This is a genomic window from Streptomyces diastaticus subsp. diastaticus (assembly GCF_011170125.1).
Taxonomy (GTDB): Bacteria; Actinomycetota; Actinomycetes; order Streptomycetales; family Streptomycetaceae; genus Streptomyces; species Streptomyces diastaticus.
The window spans coordinates 1,269,970-1,295,027 of record NZ_BLLN01000003.1 but is presented as its reverse complement, the minus strand read 5'-3'; the positions used below and the strand labels follow the sequence as shown (position 1 = coordinate 1,295,027).

17 protein-coding genes and 1 pseudogene are annotated in these 25,058 nt (G+C 75.7%); 7 read left to right on the top strand and 11 right to left on the bottom strand.

The window, feature by feature from the left end:
* Positions 1-1,136 precede the first annotated feature (1,136 nt).
* From Sdia_RS14250 to Sdia_RS14230, 5 genes are all read right to left on the bottom strand, one after another.
* The gene (locus Sdia_RS14250; RefSeq protein WP_189500374.1) at positions 1,137-5,738 is read right to left on the bottom strand and encodes a hypothetical protein; all 4,602 of its coding nucleotides are present in this window, start codon (positions 5,736-5,738) and stop codon (positions 1,137-1,139) included.
* Between the two features lie 82 nt (positions 5,739-5,820).
* On the bottom strand, positions 5,821-6,702 hold the full coding sequence (locus Sdia_RS14245) for a hypothetical protein (protein ID WP_100455820.1): 882 nt from the start codon (positions 6,700-6,702) through the stop codon (positions 5,821-5,823).
* 82 nt (positions 6,703-6,784) lie between these two features.
* Complete coding sequence (locus Sdia_RS14240; RefSeq protein WP_100455821.1) at positions 6,785-8,320, bottom strand: hypothetical protein; 1,536 nt, start codon at positions 8,318-8,320, stop codon at positions 6,785-6,787.
* Positions 8,321-8,706: 386 nt separating this feature from the next.
* Positions 8,707-10,131, bottom strand: a complete 1,425-nt coding sequence (locus Sdia_RS14235) for a HEAT repeat domain-containing protein (protein ID WP_189500375.1) — start codon at positions 10,129-10,131, stop codon at positions 8,707-8,709.
* A 302-nt stretch (positions 10,132-10,433) separates the two neighbouring features.
* Entirely contained in the window at positions 10,434-10,847 is a 414-nt protein-coding gene (locus Sdia_RS14230) for an ankyrin repeat domain-containing protein (RefSeq protein ID WP_164379884.1), read from the bottom strand.
* Positions 10,848-11,177: 330 nt separating this feature from the next.
* Between Sdia_RS14230 and Sdia_RS14225 the strand changes: the two genes are divergently transcribed.
* Positions 11,178-11,372: a hypothetical protein gene (locus tag Sdia_RS14225; protein WP_003946963.1), complete on the top strand. Its 195-nt coding sequence runs from the start codon at positions 11,178-11,180 to the stop codon at positions 11,370-11,372.
* A 39-nt stretch (positions 11,373-11,411) separates the two neighbouring features.
* Positions 11,412-12,986, top strand: a pseudogene (locus tag Sdia_RS14220) (hypothetical protein); the annotation flags it as partial.
* A 46-nt stretch (positions 12,987-13,032) separates the two neighbouring features.
* Here Sdia_RS14220 and Sdia_RS14215 read toward each other — a convergent pair.
* Positions 13,033-14,559, bottom strand: a complete 1,527-nt coding sequence (locus tag Sdia_RS14215) for an SCO1417 family PLP biosynthesis transcription factor (protein ID WP_100455824.1) — start codon at positions 14,557-14,559, stop codon at positions 13,033-13,035.
* 99 nt (positions 14,560-14,658) lie between these two features.
* Between Sdia_RS14215 and yczE the strand changes: the two genes are divergently transcribed.
* The 4 genes from yczE (at position 14,659) to Sdia_RS14195 (ending at position 18,115) form a co-directional block, all read left to right on the top strand.
* Entirely contained in the window at positions 14,659-15,318 is a 660-nt protein-coding gene (gene yczE, locus Sdia_RS14210) for a membrane protein YczE (protein WP_100455825.1), read from the top strand.
* The gene (locus Sdia_RS14205; protein ID WP_100455826.1) at positions 15,315-16,091 is read left to right on the top strand and encodes a glycerophosphodiester phosphodiesterase family protein; all 777 of its coding nucleotides are present in this window, start codon (positions 15,315-15,317) and stop codon (positions 16,089-16,091) included. The genes yczE and Sdia_RS14205 overlap by 4 nt, the downstream gene beginning before the upstream one ends.
* Positions 16,092-16,134: 43 nt before the next feature.
* On the top strand, positions 16,135-17,487 hold the full coding sequence (locus Sdia_RS14200) for an MFS transporter (RefSeq protein WP_115068424.1): 1,353 nt from the start codon (positions 16,135-16,137) through the stop codon (positions 17,485-17,487).
* 253 nt (positions 17,488-17,740) lie between these two features.
* On the top strand, positions 17,741-18,115 hold the full coding sequence (locus tag Sdia_RS14195) for an RNA polymerase-binding protein RbpA (RefSeq protein WP_003946969.1): 375 nt from the start codon (positions 17,741-17,743) through the stop codon (positions 18,113-18,115).
* Positions 18,116-18,275: 160 nt separating this feature from the next.
* Here the strand turns inward: Sdia_RS14195 and fxsA are convergent, their stop codons facing one another.
* From fxsA to Sdia_RS14175, 4 genes are all read right to left on the bottom strand, one after another.
* Positions 18,276-18,848, bottom strand: a complete 573-nt coding sequence (fxsA, locus tag Sdia_RS14190) for an FxsA family membrane protein (protein WP_164495111.1) — start codon at positions 18,846-18,848, stop codon at positions 18,276-18,278.
* Between the two features lie 97 nt (positions 18,849-18,945).
* Positions 18,946-19,734: a polyprenol monophosphomannose synthase gene (locus tag Sdia_RS14185; protein ID WP_100455828.1), complete on the bottom strand. Its 789-nt coding sequence runs from the start codon at positions 19,732-19,734 to the stop codon at positions 18,946-18,948.
* Between the two features lie 525 nt (positions 19,735-20,259).
* A complete protein-coding gene (locus Sdia_RS14180; protein WP_115068425.1) occupies positions 20,260-21,912 on the bottom strand; it encodes an amidohydrolase in 1,653 nt (550 codons plus the stop codon).
* A 117-nt stretch (positions 21,913-22,029) separates the two neighbouring features.
* Positions 22,030-22,470, bottom strand: a complete 441-nt coding sequence (locus Sdia_RS14175) for an Lrp/AsnC family transcriptional regulator (RefSeq protein WP_100455830.1) — start codon at positions 22,468-22,470, stop codon at positions 22,030-22,032.
* A gap of 291 nt (positions 22,471-22,761) precedes the next feature.
* On the opposite strand from Sdia_RS14175, the gene Sdia_RS14170 reads away from it, so the two are divergent.
* Positions 22,762-23,190, top strand: coding sequence for a hypothetical protein (locus Sdia_RS14170; RefSeq protein WP_189400658.1), 429 nt, complete (start codon positions 22,762-22,764; stop codon positions 23,188-23,190).
* Positions 23,191-23,529: 339 nt separating this feature from the next.
* Here Sdia_RS14170 and Sdia_RS14165 read toward each other — a convergent pair whose 3' ends face one another.
* Positions 23,530-24,702: an acyl-CoA dehydrogenase family protein gene (locus Sdia_RS14165; protein WP_100455833.1), complete on the bottom strand. Its 1,173-nt coding sequence runs from the start codon at positions 24,700-24,702 to the stop codon at positions 23,530-23,532.
* Between the last annotated feature and the right edge of the window lie 356 nt (positions 24,703-25,058).

The following is a 25,058-nucleotide window of genomic DNA, read 5'->3' as shown; positions in this document are numbered from 1 at the left end:
GCTCCGGCGTGAGGGCCGCGGCCCGCCGGATCGGCACGGCGGAACGCTCCGGCACTCAAGGCTCGGAGCGGAGCCGGGAGTTGACCCACTCTTCCTGAGCGGCACCGCACGGCGGCCGGATCACCACCTGTCCCGCCGCGGTCGGCCTCGCGAGGTGCCGGCGAGCGACGCGTGGAGGCTCGGCCGGCCACCCTCGGGAGGCCGGGAACCGGCCGGCCGGAGGCGGCCCGGCGGAGGTCCATGAGGCGGTCGTGGTCACCGTGGGGGACAGCGAGGGCAGCGTGCGGGCCCCACGTGGGTCGTCCCCTCGGTTCGGCCGGATCGTGCCGCCCGGCGCGCCGCTGAACCTCGTGCCCGAACGCCTGGCGCGGCCCGGCGCCGGACCGTTCGGCGGCCGGCGGCCGGCGGAGCGACGTGCGCGGATCGCGGCCGGCCCGTCGAGGCCGCCACCGCTCCCCCGCGCGCCGGCGACGGTGGGGGCGGCAACCGCCGGCTCCCTGCCGAGGTCGTGTGTCGTGGCCGGGTCGGCGACGCCGGGCCGGCCGTCGCCCGCCGGCCCGGCGGGACGGCCCTGCGCGGGCAAGGCCGGTGTGCTGGCTTGGGGACGCGGGGCGCGGTTGGCACGGGGCGAGCGTCAGAAGCCTCTGCCCACGCACCCGGCGGGGCCTGACCTGCCGGGCGGGTCAGCCCTCGATGTCCCGTGTCCGCCACCATGCCGGCCGGTGGAACGGGAACAGGGCGATGAGGGCTCCCGTACTACCGCGCCGAGAGCGCGCACGGCGACCACGTCGAGGCCCCGTCCGAGGACGCGTCGCTTCTGCTGGTCGGCGACCTGGACACCTCGACAACACGTTCGTCGTCGTCCGGCCCGGTCTGGTCCCCCCTCGGTCTCGGCCGAGGCGGGAGGCGGCTACGAGGTCGGCCGCCGCGAACACCACCGCGGCCGTCGGGGGCCGGCATCGGCCTGATCGCCCGCGGCCCTCACCCTCCCGGTGACCGCCCGCGGCCTTCCCCGCCGGTCCAGCGGCCCCGTCGGCGTGGAGAGGCGGCAAGGGCGGGACCGGCGAACCGCTTCGCCCACCCGCCCCGCCGCGCCCACCGCCCCGCGTGGCGTGGTGTGAGGCCCGGCCGGCGCCTCACTCCTCGTCGGACTGGGGCTTGCGGAACATCCGGGTGGCCGTGATCTCCCCGTGCACCGTCTCCTCCTGCGGGTCCTGCTGGGGCAGACCGGGACGCAGGTGCTCCTCGACGCTGATGTACTTCAGCCCGGCGCGGAGGTCGGCGTCGTTGCGGAGCCGGATGACGAGCGGGAACTCGGCGAGCGCGGTCGTGTCGAAGAGGCCGGTGGTGTACAGGAGCTGGACGCCGAGGGCGTCGGCGACGGCACGCTGGAGCTCCAGCAGGTAGGTGGCGTTGGCACGGCCGATGGGGTTGTCGAGGAAGAGCGTGCCGGCGTGACGGTGCTTGTCACGGCCCCGGTCGTTGCTGCGGAGGGCGGCCATCGTGCAGTAGAGCGCGATGGCGGCGGTGAGGAGCTGGCCGCCGGAGAAGACGTCGCCCATCTGCCCGACGGGGACGCGCTCGGCGCGCAGCACGGCGTCGGGCTTGAGGATCTCGACGGAGACGCCGCGCGGCTGGAGGGCGGCGTGGACGCCGCGCAGCAGCAGCGACATGCCGTCGCGGCGCAGGTCGGCGTTCTTGCGGACGGCGGTGCTGGTGGCCTCGTCGATGACCTCGCCGAGCCGCTCCACCAGCGTGGTCTGGTCGGGCTCCTCGAAGCGGACGCGCAGGAACTCCTGGCCCGACCACTCCCCCAGCCCTTCGGGCAGCCGGGACAGGCGCTGGGCGGAGCGGAGGGTGGCGAGGGAGGACTCGACCAGTCCGCGGAGGCGGTCCACGATCGAGTCGCGGTTGCGTTCGAGCTGGTCGAGTTCGTCGGTGAGGACCCGCAGCCTGGGCGCGAACGCCTCGGCCCACTTGGCCGCGTGCTCGGGCAGCGCGGCGGCGGGCAGTTCGCGGATCTGGGCCCGGGCAGGGGTGCGGACCTGCTCGTAGCGGGTGGAGTTGGCGTGCCGGACCAGGATGTCGCTGGTCTCGCGGAGCGCGGATTCGGCGGCGGTGAGGTCGGCGGCGCAGCCGCGCAGGGAGCGGCGGGCCTCGGCGGCGACGCGGCGGGCCTCGTCGAGGCTGCCCGGGTACTGCTCCGGGGGCTGGGCACCGCGCTCCTCGTCGGTGTCCCGGGCGTCCTGCGGGTCGCGGAGCAGGTCGCGCAGGAGCGCGGCGGTCTCCTCGAAGCCGGCGGTGGCCTCCTCGGCGGCGCGGTGGGCGTGCAGGAGCTCGCCGTGTGCCTCGCGGGCGGCGGCCAGTTCGTCGGTGCGCGTGGCGAGTTCGGCGGTGGCGGCGCGCAACAGCCGCTGGGCGGCCTCGACGTCGGCCGGCACCTGCTCAGGCGGCAGCTCGGTGTGGGCCTCGCCCTCCTCGGGGGCGTGCCGTTCGGCCTCGCCACGCAGCCGGCCGAGCTGTTCGCTGGCGGCGGCCGAGCGGGTCTCCAGCATCTGGACGAGGGCCTCGGCGCGGGCGGCTGCGGCCTGCCGGGAGGGCCCGTCGGCGCCGTCGGGGTCCTCCAGGAGCTGCGCGGCGCGGTTGCGGACCTTGTTGCTGAGCCGGTCGAGTTCGGCGCGGGCCGCCGACTCGTCGCTCTCCGCGCGGGCCTGCTCCGCCCTGAGGTCGGCGCCGACGCCGACCTTCTCGTACAGCTGGGAGGCGGAGCGGTACGCCTCGCGCAGCGCGGGCAGTGAGACGCGCGGGGTGTCGGGGGCGGCGGGGAGTTGGGCGTCGTCGGGGACTCCGGCGATCTCGGCGCGTTCGGCGCGCAGGGCGCGGGCGGTACGGCGGGCGTCGTCGGCGGCACGCTGGGCGGCGCGGCGGTCCTCGTCGGCGGCGCGGGCCCGGTCCAGGCAGGTCTGGGCGCGCTCCTCGCTGGTGGCGGCGGTCTCGGCCAGTTCACGCAGGGCGGCCTGCCAGCGGGGGCGTTCGCGCAGGCGGTGGGCGAGACCGGCGAGGGCGTCGGCGGCTCGGCGGGCCCGCTGGGCGCGTTCCTGGCTGTCGTCGCGGACGCGGGCGGCCTCGGTGGCCGCCTCGTCGGCCTCGGCGCGGGCGGCCCGGGCCCGCTGGAGGGTGTGGGCGGCGGTGTCCGCGTGCTCCTGGGCGTGGTCGGCGGTGGCGCGGAGCTGGGCGAGGTGCCCCGCCGGGCAGCCGGTCCGCCAGGAGGTGAGCCGGGCGGCCAGCTCCCGGTCCTTGGCGAGGCGGGCGGCCAGGGCGCGGATCTCCTCGTCGCGGGCGGCGGCGCGGGCGCGCAGGGTCTGGCGTTCCTCGTCGGCGGCGTACTCGTCGTGCATGGCCGGGTTCGGCGGCACGAGGAAGACGCCCTGTTCCTCGGCGTCGCCGGCCGTCCGCGCGGGGGCCAGGAGGGCGGCGGAGGTGCCGACGGCGACGGCGGAGCGGGGCAGCAGGGCGGCGTCGGAGAGCACGGCGCGGGCGCGGCTGTGGGTGTCGGGGTCGGTGATGACGACGCCGTCGACCAGTTCGGGCCGGGCGGCGAGGACGGCGGCGTGCTCGGCCGGGTCGACGGCCTGGGCGAGGTAGCGCCAGCCGGGCAGGGCCGGGATGCCCTGTTCGCCGAGGTACTCGACGGTGGCGAGGACGTCGGGGCCGGGCGGCAGCAGCCCGCCGTCGCCGAGGGCGCCGAGGATGCGGGTGTCGTCGGCGGCGGCGGTGCGCAGGTCGAAGAGCTGGCGTTCGGCGGCGGTGACGCCCTCGTCCAGCAGGGCGGCGAGGCGGTCGGCGGAGCGGTCGAGTTCACCGGCGGTGAGCGGGCCCTCGTCGCCGTCGGGCGCGGGCAGGCCGAGGAGTTCGGCGAGCCGCGGTTCGGCGGCGAGGACGGCGGCGGTCCGCTGCTCGGCGTCGTGGGCGCGGACGGCGGCGTCGGCGGCGTCGTGGGCGCGGGCGGCGGCCAGGTCGGCGCGGGCCTCGTCGGCGGCGCACTCCTTGGCGTGGTCGGCGGCGCGGTGGGCGCGTTCACGGGCGCTCTCCCAGGCTGCGGCCGCCTCCTGCTCGGCGTCGGTGGCGGCGAGGGCGGCCCGGGCGGGGTCGGCGTCGGCCGCGCCGGCCTCCAGCCAGCCGGCGCGTACGGCCTCCTCGGTCTCCTGCTCGACCTCGGCGAGGCGCTGGCGCAGGTGGCCGGTCTCGCTGCGGGCGCGCTGGGCCTCGGTGGCGGCGGCGGTGGCGTCGCGGTGGGCGGCCTCGCCCTCCTCCTGGAGGTGGGCGGCGCGCTCCTCCAGTTCGGTGGCGACCTCCTCGCCCTCGCGGGCGGCGGCGTCGAGGGCGCGGACGAGCGCGGTGGCGGCCTGGGAGCGGGCGGCGAGGGCCGGGGCCGCGTCGCGTTCGGCCTCGCGGATGGCGTCGGCGACGCGGGTGGACCGGTCGGCGGCGGCGCGGTGGCGCAGTACGGCCTCGGCGGCCTGCCAGGCGGCGTGCAGGGTGCGGGCGTCGGCCAGTTCGCGGCGCTGGGCGGCGGCGGCCTTCTCGGCGACGGTGAGGGCGAGCGAGGCGTGCCGGTAGGCGAGTTCGGCGGCGGTCAGGGCGCGGTGGGAGCGGGCCCCGTCGGCCTCGGTGACGCGGTGGGCGGCGGTGGTGACCTGCTGGGCGAGGTCACCGGTGCGGGCGCGTTCGTGACGGGCGCGGACAGCGAGACCCCGGGCGAGGGTGCGGGTGCGGCGTTCGGCGGCGGCGTGGATGTCGCGGCTGCGGTCGCGTTCGGCGGTGGTCTCCACGATGCGGCCGAGGAGGTCGACGGAGCCGGCGGTGAAGTCGCGTTCGGCGATGAGCTCGGCGCGGCGGCCGAGTTTGTGGCCGAAGCCGTGGACGAGGTCGGCCAGGCCGTCGGTGTCGCGGGTGTCGGTGACGGCGCGCAGCAGCAGGTCGGTGAAGTCGGAGTCCTTCTTGACCGCGAAGAGGCCGGCCGCCTCGCCCTCGTCGGCGTTCATCTCCCGCTGGTAGCGGAAGAGTTCGGGGTCGAGGCCGAGTTCGCCGAGGTGCTCGGTCCAGCGCTCGTGGGTCTCCTCCCAGTGCACGTCGAGGTGGAGGTAGAACTTCCCGGCGTCGGTGAGGGCGTCGCGGAACCCCTTCATGGTGCGGCGCCTGCCGCGTGCCCCGGAGGCGCCTTCGACGGGTGCGGGGACGGTGGTGGACTCGGCGACGGGCAGCGAGTCGAGGCTGAGGCCGGGCCCGGGGCGGAAGGAGTACCAGGCTTCGGCGAACTTGCGCGGGTCGTGGGAGACCTGGCGGCCGCGCCATTCGCTGACCTTGCCGACGACGACGGTCTCGCCGGTGAGGGTGTGCTGCCACTCCAGGGCGACGTGGCCGCAGTCGTCGGCGAGCAGGAACTTGCGGAGCACGCCGGAGCTGGCACCGCCGAGGGTGTTGCGGTGGCCCGGCAGCATCACCGAGAAGATCAGCTTGAGCAGCACCGACTTCCCACCGCCGTTCTCCAGGAAGAGGACGCCGGCGGGTGCGGGCCTGCGGGGCGGCCCGACCGGCTCCTCCTCGAAGAACTCCGCCTGCGCGGGGGCCGGTTCGGGTACGGCCCTGCCGACTCCGCGCAGGTCCAGGACGGTGTCGGCGTACCGGGCGCCTGCGGGTCCGATGGAGTAGAGACGGACCCGGGACAGCTCGTACATGGCGGCGGACTCTCGTTGCGATCGGTACGGTCCGGCGGCGGCCGGACGGCGGGGGCAGGCGGTGGGCGGGCGGCCGGGCCGGTCAGGAGAAGGGCAGTCCGGCGTCGGCGACCAGGTCGAGGTCGTCGCCCTCGTCGGGCGGGAGCAGGGTGGCGGTGCCGTCGCTGACGGGGACGATGCCGAGGGCGATCAGTTCGCTCATGGCGGCGCCGCCGGCGAGGTCGCGGACCTGGAGCTGGTAGCGGGCGGTGGTGCGGTACGTACCGCCGGCCTCGTCGCCGGTGCGCTGGAGGAAGCCGGACTCGGTGAGGAAGGCGGCGGCCTTGCCGACGATGCCGGTGGTGGAACCGGCGAGCCGGCGGGCGTCCTTGGTGGCGCCGGTGGAGCTGCGCCGGGCCCAGACGCGCCAGGCCGCCTCCAGGCCGGGGGCTTCGGAGACCGGGTCGGTGTTGTCGCCCCGCTCCTCGGCGTGCTCCTCCAGCTTGCGGCAGGCGTGGCGGACGAAGGCGTCCACGCCGTTGACGGTGACGCGGCCGATGTAGCCGTCGTCGGCGAGGTCCTCGGGCCGGGGGAACGCCATGGCGGCCAGCGCGAGATGGGCCAGGCCGTGCAGGAAACGGTCGGCGGAGTCGGTGGAGGCGCGCCGGGCGTAGTCGCCCATGCGGACCGCGAAGACGGAGTCCTCGGCGGCGGTCACGGCCATCCCGGCCCGGTCGGAGACCTCCAGGACGATCAGGCCGAGTCCGGTGGCGACGGCGTCGGCGAGCCGGGCGAAGGGCGGGTCCTCGCGGTACCGGCGCAGGAGTTCTCCGTACTCGGCGTCCCGGGCGGGCTGGAGCCGGGGCTGGAGGCCGAAGGAGACCAGCCGGGCGGCGTCGGCGGCGTCGGCGGGGGTGACGGCGGGGGCGTGCGGCGCCGGGGCGCCGGCGTTCTCCCGGACGGGCTCGGTGCTCTGCTCGGTCACGGGTGGTGCTCCTGGTGGTGGGACGTGCCCGGGCGGCGGTACGGGGCCGGGAGGCGGGGGGACGGGGCGCGGCGGGCGGCGGTCACGCCGACTCCGTGCGGTCGGCGGCCATGCCCGCGGCGTCGAGGAGGGCGCTGCCGACGATCAGGTCGGCGCCGCCGAAGTGGGGGTCGTCGAGTTCGGTGCCGTCGTCCACGGCGAACAGCAGGCGCCGCTCGCCCTGGCGGTAGGCGGTGCCGACCGGCGGGGAGGCCGCGTGCACCGCGATGAGGGCCACCAGGTACGGCAGGCCGTAGGGGTCGTCGTCGCGGCGGCGGGCCTCGGCCAGCAGTCCGGAGAGGCGGCGGGGCGCGTCCCACTCGAGGTCGAGGAGGTCGCGGGCGGTGGCGAGCTGCTCCTCGCTGAAGCGGCTGTCGTCCGGGGTGGCGATCAGGTCCGGCTCGGGCATCTCGGCGCCGAGGTGGGCGCGTTCGACCGGCGGGGTGAGCAGCAGGTCGACCAGGTCGCCGACGCGGACCGAGGCGGGGGTGCGCAGGCCGGTGCCGTGGGCGAACCAGGCGTCGGTGGCGCGCGAGGCCTGCTCGACGGGGAGCGGCAGCAGCGGTGCGAGGAGCTGGCCGTAGAGGTCGACGCCGGTCCGGGCGGCGGGGGCGGCGAACGCCTGGCGGTCCTGCTCGGCGCGGAAGAGCGGGCCCGCTTCGAGGAGCCGGGCCTGGAGCTGGGTGTGCCGGCGGATGCAGTCCTTGACGATGTCGACCAGTTCGGCGGCGCGCCGTTTCTGCTCGGGGTCCTCGGACTCGTCACGGGCCTTGCGGATGTTGGTGAGGATGGCGTTCTCGTGGCGGTAGCGGTCGGCCACGTGGTCGAGCGCCTCGGCGATCATGTCGGGGACGGCGCCGAGCCAGTCGACGGCTCGGACGTTGCGCCGGGTGGCGTCGAGGGCGCGGCGGAGCGTCTCGGAGTACTGGACGGTGCGGTACCGGGCCTGTTCGGCGGCGAGTTGGGCGTCGGCGAGGCGGCCCCGGTTGATGAGCACCTCCAGCTTGACCTCGGCGGCGATCTGGGCGCTGGTGACGTCCGTGTCGAGGGCGCCGACCAGGACGTTGACCGCCTCGTCGGTGGTGCGGAGGTAGACGCTGCCGCCGCGGCCGGGGACCTCCTCCACCAGTTTGAAGTCGTAGTCGCGGCGGACGTAGCTCCCGTCGGGCGCGAACGTGCCGTACACGGCGCGGAAACCGCGGTCGACGCTGCCGACGTTGACGAGGTTCTCCAGGACCCAGCGGGCGACCCGCTCGTGCTCGGCGGCGGGGCGGGCCGGGGCCTGGGCGGCGATGCGGGGCAGCAGCCTGGCCACTATCTGCTCGTGGTCGGCGCCGGTGTCGAAGTCCATGTGGAGCGTGACCAGGTCGATGGCGGCCAGGGCCACCTCGGCCATCGCGTACCCCGCGTACTCCCCCGCCAGGTTGGCCTTGCGGGTGTCCAGGTCGTGCAGCGGCGCCGTGCAGGCCAGCGCCCGCAGCCGCCGCGCCAGGCCCTCGTCGGCGGCCGGGCCCGGCGCCGGGCGCGGCCCCGCGCTGAGCTGGGACGGAGCGGGTTCCGTGGAGGCGGGCGAAGTCACGGGGGACAGCCTAGATCCTCGCTCCGACATCGGGCGAAACGTACCGTCGAGGAGACGGGTGCGGGCGGCCGCCGGGGCGGGGGCGGGGTGCCGCGGGGCCCGGGCCGGCCGAAGGGCCCGTGGGGCGCGGTGGCCGTGCCCTCTCCGCGCCTTCCCTCGTCGCCCGGTCCGGCCACGTCCTCAAGGTGCCAGAAAAGGACGTGACATGGCCTGTCGCCGCGTCGGCGTCGCTCGCGCCGCCGCCGGTGCGGCGTCGGGTCTCGGTGCGCCGTGCCCCGCCCGTGCCGGGCCGCCTCGTCTCTGGCCCACGCGGCCGGCGACGGTGCTCCGCGGGCCCGGGCCGCGGTGCCGTGCGACCGCCGGGGTCCCCCTGCCCCGGCGGCTCGTCAGATCGCCGCCGTGTCCGGCCCGATGCGGCTGCGGACCGCGGTCTGGACCTCCGCCTCCTCGGCCGGGTCGGCGGCCAGGCGGCGGAGGCGGCCGACGACGCGCTGGTCGCCGGTGGCGGCGTGGCGGGCGCCTACCTCGCGGGTGGTCTCCTCGCAGTCCCAGAGGCATTCGACGGCGAAGCCGCTGGCGAAGGAGGCGTCGGTGGCGGCCAGCGCCTGGGCGGTGCGGCCGCGCAGGTGGGAGGAGGCCGTCTCGCGGTAGAGGTGGCGCAGGACCGGCGCGGCCTGCGCGATGCCGAGGCGCCCGGCGCCGTCCACCAGGCACCACAGGGCGGGCCCGTCGGGGCCGTGGCCGCGCACCGCTTCGCGCAGCGCGGCGAGGACCAGGGGGCCGTCGCCGGTCCGGCCCCGGCAGGCGAGGAGTCGTCCGGCGGCGGAGCCGAGGGCGTCGGGGCGCGGGGCCCAGCGACGGGCACGGGCGAGGACCGTGTCGCCCTCCATCCGCCCCAGCGACTCGACGGCGGCCTCGCGGACCACGGGCGAGCCGTCGGCGACGGCGGCCTCGATGAGGTCGAGCGCCGCCGGGTCGCCGGTGCGCGCGAGGTGGCTGAGGGCGGCGGCGCGCGCCCCGTCGAGTCCGCCGCGGGCGGCGGCCAGCAGCGCCGGCCGGTCGGCGGCGGTGGCGACGGTGGCCAGGCACCGGGCGGCGGGCACGTGGCGGTCGTTGCCGCGGTCGTGGCCCTCCTGGGCCCAGCTCAGGACTCCGTCCACGCTCCACTGCGGGCGGTCGGGGGCGGTGAGCTGGCGCTGCCACAGGCCGAAGGAGGACCGCTCCAGGGCCGCCTTGACGCGCGGGCCGACCGCCGGGTCGGGGTCCTCGGCCCAGAGGTGCCAGGGCCTCGGTTCGTAGCTGTCGCCGGCCGCGGCGGCCAGTTCCGCCTCGCCCTCGGCGGTGGCGGGGAACCGGGCGAGGACGGGGGCGGCCAGCGCGGCGAGGGCGGCGTCGTCGTCGCGTACGGCCAGTTCGTCCAGGGCCCAGGGCCAGTTGGCGCCGTGGGCCGCGTACCGGCGCAGGAGCGCCAGGGCGTCCTCGCGACCGTAGGAGGCGAGGTGGCCGAGGACGCTGACGGCCAGGCCGGTGCGTTCCTCGCCCGGGGCGGCGTGGTCCTCGGGCGCGAAGAGGTGCGCCTCGACGGCGTCCAGGGAGCCGTCCAGGTCGAGGTAGAGCCGGGCGTAGTAGAGGGAGCGGTTCTCCACCCGCCAGTCGTGGCGGGGGTCGCGCAGGACGCACTGGTCGAGGGCGGCGAGCGCCTCGGAACGGGGGGCGGTCAGGGCGTGCAGCGTGCCGTCCCCCCTGCCCCGCTGGAGCAGGCCGAGGAGGGTGCCGCTGGGCGCTATGACCGGATCGACGGAATCACACATGGATGAGCCTCACATCAAGCTGTCGACGCAACCGGGGACGGTGCACTACCTGGCCGCGCCGCAACCGGTCTTGACGTTCTTCACGCTCGTCCGCTGTCGGGTGCTGATGTCCATCGTCTCTGCCTCTCGTCCATGGCCCCAAGGGTGTCCCCGGGCCACGGGGCGCGGGGAGGGCCGGTTCACGGTGCGCGCGATGATGCGGCTCCTGCCCAGCTCGCGCGTTCGTGAATCACGACGTCATGATGGCTCAGCGGCTCGCGGCGCCGCGACCAGATTTAACGGGCGTCCCCGGTCGGCGCGGTTCAGGCCGCGCCAGGACCGTCCTGGGCGGCGGTGAACCGGGCGAGCAGGTCGTCCTTGCCGAACATGCGGGCCGTGTCCACCGCGGAGGGGGTACCGGCGGCCGGATCGGCGCCGCCGTCGAGGAGGGCGGTGACGACCGCGTCCTCGCCCTTGAAGACGGCTCCCGCGAGCGGGGTCTGGCCCCGGTCGTTGGCCCGGTCGGGGTCGGCGCCGCGCTCCAGCAGCACGCGGACGGCGTCCGCGTGGCCGTGGTAGGCGGCGAGCATGACGAGGGTGTGGCCCTGGTCGTTGGTGAGGTTGACGGGAACGCCGGCGTCGACGTAGGCGGCCAGCCGGGCGTGCTGCCCCTCGCGCGCCAGGTCGAAGATCTTGGTGGCCAGCTCGACGACCTCGGGGTCGGGTGCCTCACTCATCGGCGGTACGCCCTTTTCGTTCTCGTGCGGGGGTGGGTGGCTGCGCGGGCCGGGCGGGCGCCCGGCCGGCGGGACGGCGGGGGGCCGTCCGGGTGAATCGCCAGGGTACTGCCACCGCCGGGGCGTCAGGGCACGCCCCGGGGCGAGGGCCCGGACGGCCAGGGGCGCACGGGCCGAGGCTGCCACCGTCCGGTGCCGGGCACCTCCAGGGACGTACCAGCCGAGTGAAAACACCCCCGGTTACCCCATTTGCACCTTTTGTCGTACAGATACATGCTGTGAGCCTGGAACAACTGATGGTGATCGTCCCCACCCACCAGGAGAACTCTCATGATCCTGTCCATGTCCGGCGTCGTCCTCCTCGGCATCATCGTCTTCCTGTTCTTCCGGAAGGACGGCCTCAAGGCGTCCCACGCCGTGGTCTGCGCGCTCTTCGGCTTCTACCTGGCGGGTACCGCCATCGCCCCCAGCATCACGGCGGGCGGCGCGAGCCTCGCCGGGCTGCTGGGCGGGATCAAGTTCTGACCGTCCGCTCCCCGCACCCGCACCCCCAGGAGTCAAGACGTGGCCCGGCGCCCACTCCCCAGCATCCTGCGCGGCGGCACCGCCCCGATCGTCCGGAGCCGTGAGCTGGCCCGGTCGGCGGCGGACAACGCCACGGACGTCCTCCATCCGCTGATCACGATCACCCGTGGCCTGCGCCGCCTGGCGGCCGCCGGACGGCGCAAGTGGGCCGACACCCCGAAGGACCGGCGCGGCCCGCTGCTCTTCCTGATCGCCGCGGTCCTGCTGGTCCTCTCCCTCGTCCGGTACGGACTGCCGCTCGCGCTGGCCGCCCTGCTCGCCACGGCCGCCTGGACCGGCCGGGACCGCAAGCCCGCCGCGCCCGCCGGCCTGGACGACGCGCGGACGCGGCGGCTCGCCTCGCTCCACGAGTCGCTCGTCCCCTACTTCTCCGTCCCGGAGGACCCCGCGCCCCTCTACAGCTACGGCGGCGACTGGGAGAAGGCCGTCGCCTCGCACAGCTTCGACGGGAGCGGCCACCCGGACCGGCTGCTACTGCGCTATCCCGGCTACTTCCCCGACGCCGAGCCCGAGTCCCGGCTCCGCGTCGAACAGGTCCTCGCCGCCAAGCTCGGCCGCGGCCGCGAGTACCGCTTCGACTGGAACGAACAGGGCAACGAACTCACCGTCGCCGCCGTCGCCCCCCTGCCCTCGGACCTCACCGCCCAGCCCTTCGCCACCACCCCCGGCGAGCACCTGCTCGGCTTCACCGACGCCGCCGACACCGCCCGCACCCTGCCCGTCACCGGTCCCGACGGCGAGCCCCGGGACGAGCCCCCCGTCCTGTGGCGCACCGGTGCCCGCGCCACCGAGCCGCATCTGCTGGCGGTCGGCCACCCCGGCAGCGGCACCACCTCACTGCTGCGCTCCCTCGCCCTCCAGGCGCTGCGCCAGGGGGACGTACTGGTGGTGGACGGCGGCGGCACCGGCGAGTACGCCTGTCTGACCGGCCGCGAGGGCGTCCTCGCCGTCGAGTGCGACCTCGACGGCGCCCTCACCGGCCTGGAATGGGCCTGCCACGAGACGGAACGCCGGCTCATCGCCGCCAACCGGGCCCGCCAGGAAGGCCATCCGCCGCCTCCGGACACCCGGCGCCCACTGTGGATCCTGGTCGACCGCCCCGCCGCCCTCGCGCACCTGGCCGGGGCCGGGGGCAGGCCCGACCCGCAGAGTCTGCTCCAGGTCCCGTTGCGGCACGGCCGCGCCGCCCAGGTCACCGTGGTGGTGGCCGAGCAGTTCGACTCCACCGAGGCCCTGGCCGAACCGGTACGCCGCCACACCCGGGCCCGCGTCGTGCTGGGACGCGCCTCCGCCGCCCAGGTCGCCCTGGTGCTCGGCGCCCCGCCCAACACCTCGACGCCCGCCGCGGCCCCGCCCGGCCGGGGCTGGGTCCGGCTCGGCGACGGCCCCGTCCAGCGCCTCCAGGTGCCGGCCGCGCCCGACCCGTACGACGAGGGGACGGCCGAGGCCGACCGGCGTGCCGTGCTGGAGCTGCTGCCGCCGCGCCCCCAGCCGCTCACGGTCCCCCCGGCGCCCGCCGCGCCCCCCGCCGTCCCGGCGGGCGCCGACAGCTGATCCGCGCGCCCCGCGCCCCGCGCGCCCCGCGGGGCGCGGCCGTTTCTCAGGCGACCACGCTGCGCGGGGACTCAGCGCCGCCGCGCACCCCCTCGCGGACCAGTTGGGCGGCGGCCGCGAGCCGCACCGCCGCCTCGTCGGCCACCGCCCCCCCGACGGTGAACGGCAGCCGGACGTACCCCTCGAAGGCCCCGTCGACGCCGAAGCGCGGGCCGGAGGGGACGCGGATGCCGACCTGTTCGCCGAGGGCGGCGATGCGGGAACCGGAGAGGCCCCCGGTGCGCACCCAGAGGGTGAGGCCGCCGCGCGGCACCTCGAAACTCCAGTCGGGCAGTTCCCGGCGGACGGCGGCGACCAGGGTGTCGCGGTTCTCGCGCGCCTGATCGCGGCGGAGCCGCACGGCCTCCTCCCAGCCGCCGCCGGAGAGCAGCCAGTGCACGGCGAGCTGTTCGAGGACGGGGGTGCCGAGGTCGGCGTAGGCGCGGGCGGAGACCAGGCGGCGGATCACGTCGGGAGCCGCCCGTACCCAGCCGATCCGCATCCCGGCCCAGAAGGCCTTGCTCGCGGAGCCGACCGTGATCACGGTGGAGCCCGCCGGGTCGAAGGCGCAGACCCGGCGGGGCAGGGCGGAGGTGCCGTCGGGGGCGGGGGCGAGTTCCGGGTCGAGGGCGAGTTCGGTCATGGTCTCGTCGACGACGAGCACGGTCCCCGCCGACCGGGCGGCCTCCACCAGGGCGCGGCGCTGCTCCTCGTCGGCGAGGGCACCGGTGGGATTGTGGAAGTCGGCGACGACGTAGCCGAGCCGGGGAGCGGCGTCCCGCAGCACCTGGCGCCAGCGGTCCAGGTCCCAGCCGCGCAGCCGGTCGGCCATGGCGACCGGGACCAGCCGGGCGCCGGCCTCCCGCATGAGCTGGAGGATGTTGGCGTAGCTGGGCGACTCGACCGCGATGCGCTCGCCCTGCGGGGCGAAGAGGTGGCAGATGGCGTCGATGGCGCCCATCGCCCCGGTGGTGACCATGATCTGCTCGGGCATGGTCGGGATGCCCAGCCGCGTGTACCGCTCGGCGAGCGTGGCCCGCAGGTCGGGCAGGCCGGCCGGGTAGTCGCCGTGTGTCATGGCGTACGGCGGCAGGGACTCCAGCGCACCGGTGACGGCGCGGGTCAGCCACGGTTCGGGGGCGGGCAGCGAGGCGCAGCCGAGGTCGATGAGGGCGCCGAGGGCTTCGGGGGGCAGCGGTTCGAGGCCGCGGGCGGGCAGCGGGTTGCCCGCCGGGACGGCCGTCCAGCTCCCGGCGCCGCGCCGGGAGGCGAGGAACCCCTCGCCGCGCAGCGCCTCGTAGGCGGCGGCCACGGTGGTGCGGCTGACAGCGAGGGCGAGAGCCAGCTCGCGTTCGGCGGGCAGGCGGGCGGCGACGGGGACGCGGCCCTCCAGGACGAGCAGCCGGACGCCGTCGGCGAGGGCGCGGTAGGCCGGAGGACGGCGTCCGCCGGGGCCGGTACGGGTCTGCCAGGACTGCGAGGCGAGCAGGCGGGCGAGTTGTGCCGCACCGGTCACCGAGGTCCACTGGGTCATGAAGTCGGTCCACCTTCCCCGAATTGGCCCTGTCCGGCCGTTGTTCGCACGCCACACAGTGACACGTGTCAGTCCACTGTCACCAGCCAGGAGGTCGCGGTGTTCCTCACGCCACGCCTGCACGAGCGCCGGCTCCCCCGCCGCCTCGTCCAGTTGTCCACCGGCCTCGTGCTGTACGGGGTGAGCGTCGCCCTGCTGGTGCGGGGCGGGCTCGGACTGGAGCCGTGGGGGGTGTTCCAGCAGGGCCTGTCGGAGCTGAGCGGGCTGTCGATGGGGGTGGTGTCGATCGTGGTCGGCGCGGCGGTGCTGCTGCTGTGGATACCCCTGCGCCAGCGGCCCGGCCTCGGCACGGTCTGCAACGTCTTCGTGGTCGGTGTCGCGCTGGACGCGACACTGGCCCTCCTCCCCTCCACCGGGCACCTCGCCGTCCGGGTGACGCTGATGGTCACCGGCGTCGTCCTGAACGGAGCAGCGACCGGCCTGTACATCGCCGCCCGGTTCGGTCCCGGTCCGCGCGACGGCCTGATGACCGGCCTGCACCAGGTCACCGGCGGCTCCGTGCGGCTGGTCCGCACCGGCATCGAGGTGCTGGTGGTGGTGACCGGCTTCGCCCTCGGCGGCACCGTCGGCGTGGGCACGGTGGTGTACGCCCTGTCCATCGGGCCGCTGGCCCAGTGGTTCCTGAGGCTCTTCGCGGTCCCGGCCACCGCGGCCCCGCGCCCGGCCGCCGCGGCCGACGGGGCGATACTGCCTCCGTGACCGCTTCGAGGCCCCCGGCCCGCCATCCGTACCTGGACCACCCCGGCCCGCTGCCCTTCGCCCACCGTGGCGGGGCGGCCGGCGGCCGGGAGAACACCACCGCGGCCTTCTCCGAGGCCGTCGCGGCGGGCTACCGGTACCTGGAGACCGACGTCCACCTCACCGCGGACGGGGTGCTCGCCGCCTTCCACGACGCGACGCTGGACCGGGTCACGGACCGCGCCGGCCGCATCGCCGACCTGCCCTGGAGCGAGGTGGCGCGGGCCAGGGTGGCGGGCCGCGAGCCGGTTCCGCGCTTCGACGAGCTGCTGGAACGTTTCCCCGGGGCGCGCTGGAACGTCGACGTGAAGGCGGAGCCCGCGCTGCGCCCGCTGCTGGAGCTGATCGAGCGGGCGGACGCCTGGGAACGGGTCTGCGTCGGCTCCTTCTCGGAGAGCCGGGTGGCCCGCGCCCGGCGACTCGGCGGCCCGCGCCTGGCCACCTCCTACGGGGTACGCGGCGTGCTCGGCCTGCGGCTGCGCTCCTGGGGACTGCCGGCGGCGGTGCGTGGCTCCGCGGTCTGCGTGCAGGTCCCCGAGGCGCAGTACGGCGTCCCGGTGGTGGACGGCCGCTTCGTGCGCGCGGCCCACGCGCGGGGGCTCCAGGTGCACGTGTGGACCGTCAACGATCCCGGGCGGATGGCCGCCCTCCTGGAGCTCGGCGTCGATGGCATCATGACCGATCACATCGGCACACTGCGCGATGTGCTGCGCGACCGGGGGCAGTGGGCCTGAGCCCGTCCGGCCCACGCGGCGGCCCGGAGCGAGGGGGAAGACGATGAGCAGCGGGACCGTACCTGCCGAGGAGTCGGGCCGGGCCGACGCCAGACGCCGCGAGCAGCGCGGCTGGTACGCCTACGACTGGGCCTGCTCGGTCTACTCCACCAGCGTCCTCACCGTCTTCCTCGGCCCGTACCTCACCACGGTCGCCAGGACGGCCGCCGACGCCGAGGGATACGTCCATCCGCTCGGCATACCGGTCGCCGCGGGCTCCTTCTTCGCGTACGCGGTCTCCCTGTCGGTGATCCTGGCGATCGCGGTGATGCCGGTGGCGGGCGCCGCCGCGGACCGCACCGGCCGCAAGAAGCCGCTGCTGGCCCTCTCCGCCTACCTGGGCGCGGCCGCCACGGCCGGCATGTTCTTCCTCGACGGCGACCGGTACCTCCTCGGCGGCCTGCTGCTGGTGGTCGCCAACGCCTCACTCGCCGTCTCGATGGTCCTCTACAACTCCTATCTGCCCCAGATCGCCGCACCCGAGGAGCGCGACGCCGTCTCCTCGAAGGGATGGGCGTTCGGCTACGCGGCGGGCGCCCTGGTCCTGCTGGCCGACCTGGTGCTGTACACCGCGCACGAGTCCTTCGGGCTGAGCGAGGGGACGGCGGTGCGGATCTGCCTCGCCTCGGCGGGCGTCTGGTGGGGCGCGTTCACGCTGGTCCCGCTGCGCCGGCTGCGCGACCGCCGGGTGAGCCCCAGGGCGGTGGCGGCCCGGCGCGGCGGCTGGGGCCGGCTCACGGCGACCGTCAAGGACATGCGCCGCCATCCGCTGACCCTGGGGTTCCTGCTGGCGTACCTGATGTACAACGACGGCGTGCAGACCGTGATCAGCCAGGCGTCGGTCTTCGGCTCGGAGGAACTGGGCCTGGACCAGTCCACGCTGATCGTGGCGGTGCTGCTGGTGCAGGTCCTCGCGGTGGCCGGGGCACTGGGCATGGGGCGACTGGCCGACCGGCACGGCGCGCAGCGCACGATCCTGGGCTCGCTGGTGGTCTGGACCCTGATCCTGGCCGCCGGGTACTTCCTGCCCGCCGGGTCGCCGGTCTGGTTCTTCGTGCTGGCGGCCTTCATCGGCACGGTTCTGGGCGGCACCCAGGCGCTGTCGCGTTCGCTCTTCTCCCACCTGGTGCCCGCGGGAAAGGAGGCCGAGTACTTCGCGGCGTTCGAGATGAGTGACCGGGGCATGAGCTGGCTGGGTCCGCTGCTGTTCGGCCTCACCTACCAGCTCACGGGCAGCTACCGGGACGCGATCCTCTCGCTGGTCCTCTTCTTCGTGATCGGTTTCGCGCTGCTGGCCCGGGTACCCGTACGCAGAGCCGTCCTGGACGCGGGCAATGCCGCGCCGGGCCGGATTTAGCGCGGACGGCGAAACGGCGGTAGTGTACGCGTTTGGCTCGCCAGGCGTACCGTTACTGCGTGTGAAGTGCGCGCGGTGAGGTCGCACATCCCCGGCCAGACGTGACAAACCGGGCGATGGTGGGTACAACAAGGGGCGGCTACGACGGCGACGCATGACCCTGACGGGAATCTTTACCGCCGACCGGACGTTGACCGGATGACGACGACAGCGACACCTGTCCTGTGGGCGACAAGCCCGGGAGGCACGATTCATGAGTGAGCGAGCTCTTCGCGGCACGCGCCTCGTGGTGACGAGCTACGAGACCGACCGCGGCATCGACCTGGCCCCGCGCCAGGCCGTGGAGTACGCATGCCAGAACGGACATCGATTCGAGATGCCGTTCTCGGTTGAGGCCGAGATTCCGCCGGAGTGGGAGTGCAAGGTCTGCGGCGCCCAGGCACTTCTGGTGGACGGCGACGGACCCGAGGAGAAGAAGGGCAAGCCCGCACGTACGCACTGGGACATGCTGATGGAGCGGCGCACGCGGGAGGAGCTGGAAGAGGTGCTGGCCGAGCGGCTGGCGGTCCTCCGTTCCGGCGCCATGAACATCGCGGTGCACCCGCGGGACAGCCGGAAGTCCGCCTGAGGCACTTCCGGAGCGCCTGACGCACCGTTTCGGCCCGTGGGCCGTGCGACCCCTCCACCGGGTGGCACGGCCCACGGGCTTCTCCACGCCCGGAGCACCGGCCCGGCCCGTGCGGTGCGGTGCCCCCGCCGGGCGGACCCGGGCGGGGGCAGGAAGCGTCTCAGGGGGTGAGTGGCGGGCGGGGGTCGTCGTCGTGGCCGGGCCGCGGCGGCTCGTCGTCGCGGACGACCTCACCCTGGACGACCTTGCCGTCGGGGGCACGCATCCTGGCCTGCTGGAAGGCGCCGCCGAAGGAACCGGGGCCGGCCGCGGCCATCCGCCGTTCCAGTGAACGTTCGGCGCGGCGGGCCAGCGCGGTGCGGACCGGGGGCAGCAGCAGGATCAGGCCGAGAAGGTCGGAGACCAGCCCCGGCAGGATGAGCAGCAGCCCGGCGATCAGCAGGAAGGCGTTGCCGCCGCTGCGGTCGGTCTCGGGCGTGACGCCCCGCTGCTGCTGGGCGACGGTCTCCTGGAACTTCCGCAGGGCTCGTCGGCCGGCCCTCTTGATCACCGCGGAGCCGGCCACGACACCGGCCAGGAGCAGCAGGAACACGATGAACCCGCTGGTCGCCTCGGCGACGCGGGTGAGCAGCCAGACCTCCAGGACCAGCCACACCACCAGGGCGAGCGGCAAAAAGGTTCTCAGGCGGGAGCGCGGAGCGTTGGGGGCGGGAGGCGGTGCGCCAGTCGTCATGACTCCAGTGTGCCTGGCCGGTGCCAGGGACGTGGCGGCGGGACGATCAAGACCTGTCGGCCGTGCCCGGTGCGCGGCCGCGGCAGGCGCGCGCCGGTCAGTCCGGCGTACGCCCGAGAACCTTGTTGACGCGGCCGCCGACGCCCCAGGCGGTGACGCGCCAGAGGGCTTCCACGACGATGTCGCGGCTCATCTTGCTGTCGCCGTGTTCGCGCTCCACGAAGGTGATGGGCACCTCCACCACGGAGCAGCCGGCCTGGACGGCTCGGCGGGCGAGGTCGACCTGGAAGCAGTACCCCTGCGAGGCGACCTCGGTCAGGCCGAGCCTCTCCAGGGTCTCGCGGCGGAAGGCGCGGTACCCGCCGGTGATGTCGCGCAGCGGCACGTCCAGCAGCAGGCGCGAGTAGGTGCTGCCGCCGCGCGAGAGGAGCTGGCGGCTGCGCGGCCAGTTGACGACCCGCCCGCCGGGCACCCAGCGCGAGCCGAGGACCAGGTCGGCGCCCTTGAGGGCGGTGAGCAGGCGCGGCAGTTCCTCGGGCTGGTGGGAGCCGTCGGCGTCCATCTCGACCAGGACGCCGAAGTCGTGCTCCAGGCCCCAGCGGAACCCGGCGAGGTAGGCGGCACCGAGCCCTTCCTTGCCGGCCCGGTGCAGGACGTGGACCCGCTCGTCGTCGGCGGCGAGTTCGTCGGCGATCTTGCCGGTGCCGTCGGGGCTGTTGTCGTCCGCGACGAGGACGTGGGCCTCGGGGACGGCTTCGCGGACCCGGGCGACGACGGGCGCGAGGTTGTCGGCCTCGTTGTAGGTCGGAATGATCACCAGCGTGGTTCCGAGCGGACCGTACTCCTCGCGCGGGGCCGAAGAAGCCCTGTCACCGCCGTCGTTCACCTTTGCCCCTTACCTGTCCGTGCACAGGGAACCACCTTAATGGTCAGGGTGCCGGGGACGGAGGCGGACCGGCCACCGGGTGTGCCGCGTGTGCGGCCGGACACGCTCCGGTGCCGGTGACGGCGCGGAATGGGGGCCCGGTGTCCTTCGGGCCGGCCCGGGAACCGCTGGCTGCGGGTCGACCGAGAACCGTTGTCTACTGAACCTCCGGGCCCCACCCGGGTCGCACCCGCCGGCCGGCCGGAACGTCCCTCGTCCCCGCGGCGCGAGCGCTGGGCCTGGCTCCCAGTGGCGGTGCGCCTGGTGGCGTACCGCCCCTGACCCAGTGGCGTACGGCGACGGTTCGGGGGTTCCCCGGTCGGGCGTCCAGTGGTGGACCCGGCCGAACCTACCCGTCCGCCTCGCGGTTCTGTCAACACCCGTGTCACCTGGGGCGTCTTCGGGAAGGTCCAGGTCAGGCCCGGGGTGCCCGCGGCGGGCCCGGGCAAGGACGGCGAGTCGCCGGGAGCGCGCCGCGCCGCCAGATCACTCGGGTGGGCGCACGTACACCGTCTCGCCGCCCACCACGGTCCGCAGGCAGACCGGCAGGTCGGCGCCGGGGGTGAGGTCGGGCAGCCCGGGGGTGCCGGAGCGCGGGTCGGTCGACCAGCGGGCGACCCGGTCGTCCGGCGCCTGGACCAGGAGTTCCTCGGTGCGCCAGAGCGCGTAGTCGGCGGGGGCGCCGGGGACGAGGACGCCCGCGTCGTCGCGGCCGATCGCCCGCCAGCCGCCCCGGGTGTGGGCGGTGAAGGCGGCGCGGACGGAGACGCGGTGCTCGGGGGTGTGGTGGAAGGCGGCGGCCCGGACGCCCTCCCAGGGGGCGACGGGGGTGACGGGGCTGTCGGAGCCGAAGGCCAGCGGGATGCCGCCGCGGAGCATCGCGGCGAACGGGTTGAGGGTGCGCGCGCGTGAGGCGCCGAGCCGCTGGGCGTACATGCCGTCCTCGCCGCCCCACAGGGCGTCGAAGGCGGGCTGCACGGAGGCGGTCATGCCCAGTTCCGCGAGGGCGGCCAGGGTCTCCCCGGTCAGCATCTCCGCGTGCTCGACGCGGTGCCGGGCAGAGCGCACCCGGGCGAGTCCGGTCTTCTCGGCGGCGGCGCGGACGCCCTCGACGACGGCGGTCAGCGCGGCGTCCCCGATGGCGTGGAACCCGGCCTGAAGACCGGCCTCGGTACAGGCGACGACGTGCGCGGCGACGGCGGCGGCGTCGAGGTGGGCGGTCCCGGTGTGGCCGGCGTCCGCGTAGGGGGCGTGCAGGCAGGCGGTGTGGGAGCCGAGGGCGCCGTCCACGAAGAGGTCCCCGGCGGCGCCGTGGGCGCCGAGGTCGCGGATGCGGGCGGCGCCCAAGGGGCCGGTGACCGGTTCACCCCAGTAGCCGGTGACGCGCGGCCCCGGCTCCTCGGCGGCGAGCCGCAGCAGGCCGGTGAAGTCGTCCTCACCGCTGATCTCGGGGCCCGCGCACTCGTGGACGGAGCCGACCCCCAGCGAGGCGGCCTCCCGCAGGGCGGCGCGCTGGGCCTCGGCCCGCTGGGCGGGCGTCACGGCGCCGAGCGCGGCGGCGCGTACGGCGTGGTGGGCGTCGCCGGTGAGGGGCGCGTCCGGGCGGTACCCGGCGCGCTCGGTGACACCGGGCACCAGGTCCAACAGGGCGCTGCTGACGACCGCCGAGTGGACGTCGATCCGGGAGAGGTACAGGGGGCGCCCGCCGGTCGCCTCGTCGAGCTGGGCGCGGCCGGGCGGGAACTGGCCGGGCCAGCGGGCGGCGTCCCAGCCGTGGCCGAGCAGCACCCGGTCGTGGGGGCGGGCCTCGGCGTGGGCGCGGACCAGGTCGAGGGCCTGCTCGACGGTGCGGGTGCCGGAGAGGTCGAGGCCGGTGCGGGCGAGGCCGGTGCTGGTGAGGTGGACGTGGGCGTCGGTGAAGGCCGGGGTGACCAGGGCGCCGTCCAGGTGCACGACCTCGTCCACACCGTCGGCGAAGGCGTCGGCGGCGCCCTCCGAACCGACCCAGGCGACCTGTCCGCGCTCGACGACCATCGCGGTGGCGAACGGGTCCGCGGGGCTGTGCACCTCGCCGCCGCGCAGCAGCACGGTGCGGGTGGCGGCGGGTCCGGGGCGGGGCGGGGCGGTGCTGTCACTCATGGGGGACAGTCTCGCCCCTCGGGGGGCCGGCACGGCGCGCGGGGGCGCCTCCCGCGCGCCGTGGTGCGCCGGGACGTGCGTCCGGTCCGCTCCTTCGCGCGCCCACGGGCGGGGCGGTCAGAGCTGCGGCGGGCGCGCCTCGTAGGGGGTGGAGAGGACGACGGTGGTGCGGGTCGAGACGCCGGCCAGGGAGCGGACCCGGGAGAGGAGGTCCTCCAGGGCGACGGGGGCGGTGACGCGGACCTTGAGGATGTAGTTCTCGTCGCCCGCGACGCTGTGGCACGCCTCGATCTCCGGGACGCCCGCGAGGCGTTCGGCGATGTCGTCAGGGGCGCTGGGGTCGAAGGGCTTGACCGAGATGAAGGCGGTCAGCGGCAGCCCCACCGCCTCCGGGTCGACCACGGCGGCATAGCCCCGGATCACCCCGCGCTGCTCCAGCCTGCGCACCCGCTGGTGCACGGCGGAGGTGGACAGGCCCGTGGCCTTGCCCAGGTCGGTGTAGCTCATCCGCCCGTCAGTGACGAGCAACTGCACGATCTGACGGTCCAGGTCCTCCATGGCGCAAGAACCTACAGGGCGCCGGCGGCGGACCGCATACGAGGACCAGTGGGCGGACGGCGGCCCGGAGCAGAGGCCCGCGCCTTCCCGGCGTGCGACGGGTGCTCGCGCGCGGACAGGGGCGCGAACGTTACGCCGTTCACGGCGAAGTGCGCCCGGCATGTGACCAAGGCCACATCCGTGCGGCCGTGTCCTGGCCTGCGAAGTGATTACCCGTCGATCTCCCAGGGAAGTGCTTGCTGTGGTCGAGGCCGCAGTCGCCTTGTCGGCCCACCCGAGGGGGAGAAACCCATGCAGAGTTCCAAGCGTTCCCATCGTGCTGCCCGCAGCAGGCAGCAGCCCGCCGTCGAGCTGGTGCCCGACCCGGTCGAGGAGTCCGAGGAGGAGCTCGACACGTACGAGACCTTCGGGATGTTCCGCGTCGTGTGCCCCGACTGCGCGCAGCCCATCGCCCTCCTCGCCGACGAGGAGACGCTGCCCCAGCACGCCCTGTGCGCCACCCCGTGGGATCCGTTCGGGCTCACGGTCTGCTCCGGCACGGGGCGCCCGGCCGGCCAGGCGCTCCCGGCCGGCGAGGAGACGGGCCGTCACGCCCAGGAGGCCGCCGTACTGCTGACGCTGCCGCAGACACTGGACTGGCGGACGCAGCCGTTCTCCCACGTGGGCGGCCCCGGCTCCCGGCCGATCGGCCTCCAGCGGGTGGGCGGCCAGGCCGCCTGACCCACCGGCCGCTCCCGCGCGGCGGCGTACGCGCCGCCCGCCGGGCCCACCACTCGCGCGGGGCGGCGACGAGGGGCGGGCGGCCCCGGACGGCGGCGCACCCGTGACCCCTTGGCGGGGCACGGCGTTCGCCTGGCATGACCTCTTCGCCCTCCGTGAACGGACGGCGCCGGCACGGGCTCCCCGTGCCGCCGCCCAGCCCGGAAGAACCGATTCCCCCTGCGGCCGACCCGCCCATCTACCGCGCGGTGGTCCAGCAGTGGGCCCGCCACGGACGGACCCTGCCGGGCCGCCGCGACCCGGAGTGGTCCCGGCTGGCGGCGGCCCCGGTCTTCCGGTTCAGCGGCTCTCCGGCCCGGCCAGGTGACGGGCGATGACCATGCGCTGGATCTGGTTGGTGCCCTCGACGATCTGGAGCACCTTGGCCTCCCGCATCAGCCGCTCGACGGGGAAGTCGGCCGTGTAGCCGTACCCGCCGAGCACCTGGACCGCGTCGGTGGTGACCTTCATGGCCGTGTCCGTGCAGAACAGCTTGGCCATGGCGGCCTGCCGGGAGAAGGGCAGCCCCGCGTCGCGCAGCCGGGCCGCCGCGAGGTAGAGCGCCCGTCCGGCCTCCACCTGGGTGGCCATGTCGGCGAGGAGGAACCGCAAGCCCTGGAAGTCGGCGATCGGCCGGCCGAACTGACGGCGCCCGGAGGCGTACTCCACCGCGGCGTCGAGCGCGGCCTGGGCCACGCCGGTCGCGCAGGCGGCGATGCCGAGGCGCCCGGAGTCCAGAGCGGCCAGCGCGACGGCGAAACCCTGCCCCTCCTCGCCGAGGCGGCGGTCGTCGCCGACCCGGACGCCGTCCAGGTGTATCTGGGCGGTGGGTGAGCCCTTCAGGCCCATCTTGCGCTCGGGCGCGGCCGCGCTCAGTCCCGGGGCGTCGCCCGGGACGAGGAAGGCGGTGATGCCGCGCGGGCCGGCCTCGCCGGTGCGGGCCATCACGGTGTAGAAGTCGGCGATCCCGCCGTGGGTGATCCAGGCCTTGGTGCCGTCGAGCACCCAGCCGTCCCCCTCGCGGCGGGCCCGGGTGCGCAGGGAGGCCGCGTCCGAGCCGGCGGCCGGCTCCGAGAGGCCGTAGGCGCCGAGGAGGCCGCCACCGGTCATGGCGGGCAGGTGGGCGGCGCGCTGTTCCTCGGTGCCGAAGGCGGCGAGGCCGTGGCAGGCGAGGGTGTGCACGCTGACGCCGAGGCCGACGGTGAGCCGGGCCGCGGCCAGCTCCTCCAGGACCTGGAGGTAGACCTCGTAGGGCTGGGCCCCGCCGCCGTACTCGACCGGGTAGGGCAGCCCGAGAAGTCCCGCCTCGGAGAGGCGGGTGAAGACGGAGCGGGGAAAGCGGCCGGCCTCCTCCTCGTCGGCGGCGGCAGGGGCGATGTCGCGGCGGACCAGCTCGCGGACGAGCGAGATCAGGTCCCGGGCCTCCTCGGTGGGCAGTTGACGGTCCACCGCCTGCGGGGCGCGGTCGTTCATGGCGGGCGCTCTCCTCCGTGTCAGGGCATGCCGGCGTCCGCGCACGGGGTGTGGCGCCGTCGCCGGTCTCGCTGCCGCAGCCGGCCGGCGGTCCGGGTCGCGGACCGTCGGCCCCTGTCCCGCTTCCCCGAGGGGCGCGCACCGGGCCTGACCAGCGGCTGTGGCGCGTCGAGTATGCCCGATCAGGGCCCCGCCGTCACGGGGTGGCGGCCAGGACCGCTCGTGGGGGTCACTGCGGCGTATTGGTACGAACCATTGACCAACTGGTCTAGTCCTCCTAAGGTTCCGGCAACGGCGGGCCAAGCGTCGCGAACATGACAATCCGCGCACCGGGCCCGCCGCCCCGTCCGCCTCCC

Excerpts from the sequence above, each read along its gene's own strand:
- Sdia_RS14250 (WP_189500374.1), bottom strand. The coding sequence starts at position 5,738 with ATGTACGAGCTGTCCCGGGTCCGTCTCTACTCCATCGGACCCGCAGGC.
- Sdia_RS14235 (WP_189500375.1), bottom strand. The coding sequence starts at position 10,131 with ATGTGTGATTCCGTCGATCCGGTCATAGCGCCCAGCGGCACCCTCCTC.
- Sdia_RS14230 (WP_164379884.1), bottom strand. The coding sequence starts at position 10,847 with ATGAGTGAGGCACCCGACCCCGAGGTCGTCGAGCTGGCCACCAAGATC.
- Sdia_RS14225 (WP_003946963.1), top strand. The coding sequence starts at position 11,178 with ATGATCCTGTCCATGTCCGGCGTCGTCCTCCTCGGCATCATCGTCTTC.
- Sdia_RS14215 (WP_100455824.1), bottom strand. The coding sequence starts at position 14,559 with ATGACCCAGTGGACCTCGGTGACCGGTGCGGCACAACTCGCCCGCCTG.
- Sdia_RS14200 (WP_115068424.1), top strand. The coding sequence starts at position 16,135 with ATGAGCAGCGGGACCGTACCTGCCGAGGAGTCGGGCCGGGCCGACGCC.
- Sdia_RS14195 (WP_003946969.1), top strand. The coding sequence starts at position 17,741 with ATGAGTGAGCGAGCTCTTCGCGGCACGCGCCTCGTGGTGACGAGCTAC.
- fxsA (WP_164495111.1), bottom strand. The coding sequence starts at position 18,848 with ATGACGACTGGCGCACCGCCTCCCGCCCCCAACGCTCCGCGCTCCCGC.
- Sdia_RS14180 (WP_115068425.1), bottom strand. The coding sequence starts at position 21,912 with ATGAGTGACAGCACCGCCCCGCCCCGCCCCGGACCCGCCGCCACCCGC.
- Sdia_RS14175 (WP_100455830.1), bottom strand. The coding sequence starts at position 22,470 with ATGGAGGACCTGGACCGTCAGATCGTGCAGTTGCTCGTCACTGACGGG.
- Sdia_RS14170 (WP_189400658.1), top strand. The coding sequence starts at position 22,762 with ATGCAGAGTTCCAAGCGTTCCCATCGTGCTGCCCGCAGCAGGCAGCAG.
- Sdia_RS14165 (WP_100455833.1), bottom strand. The coding sequence starts at position 24,702 with ATGAACGACCGCGCCCCGCAGGCGGTGGACCGTCAACTGCCCACCGAG.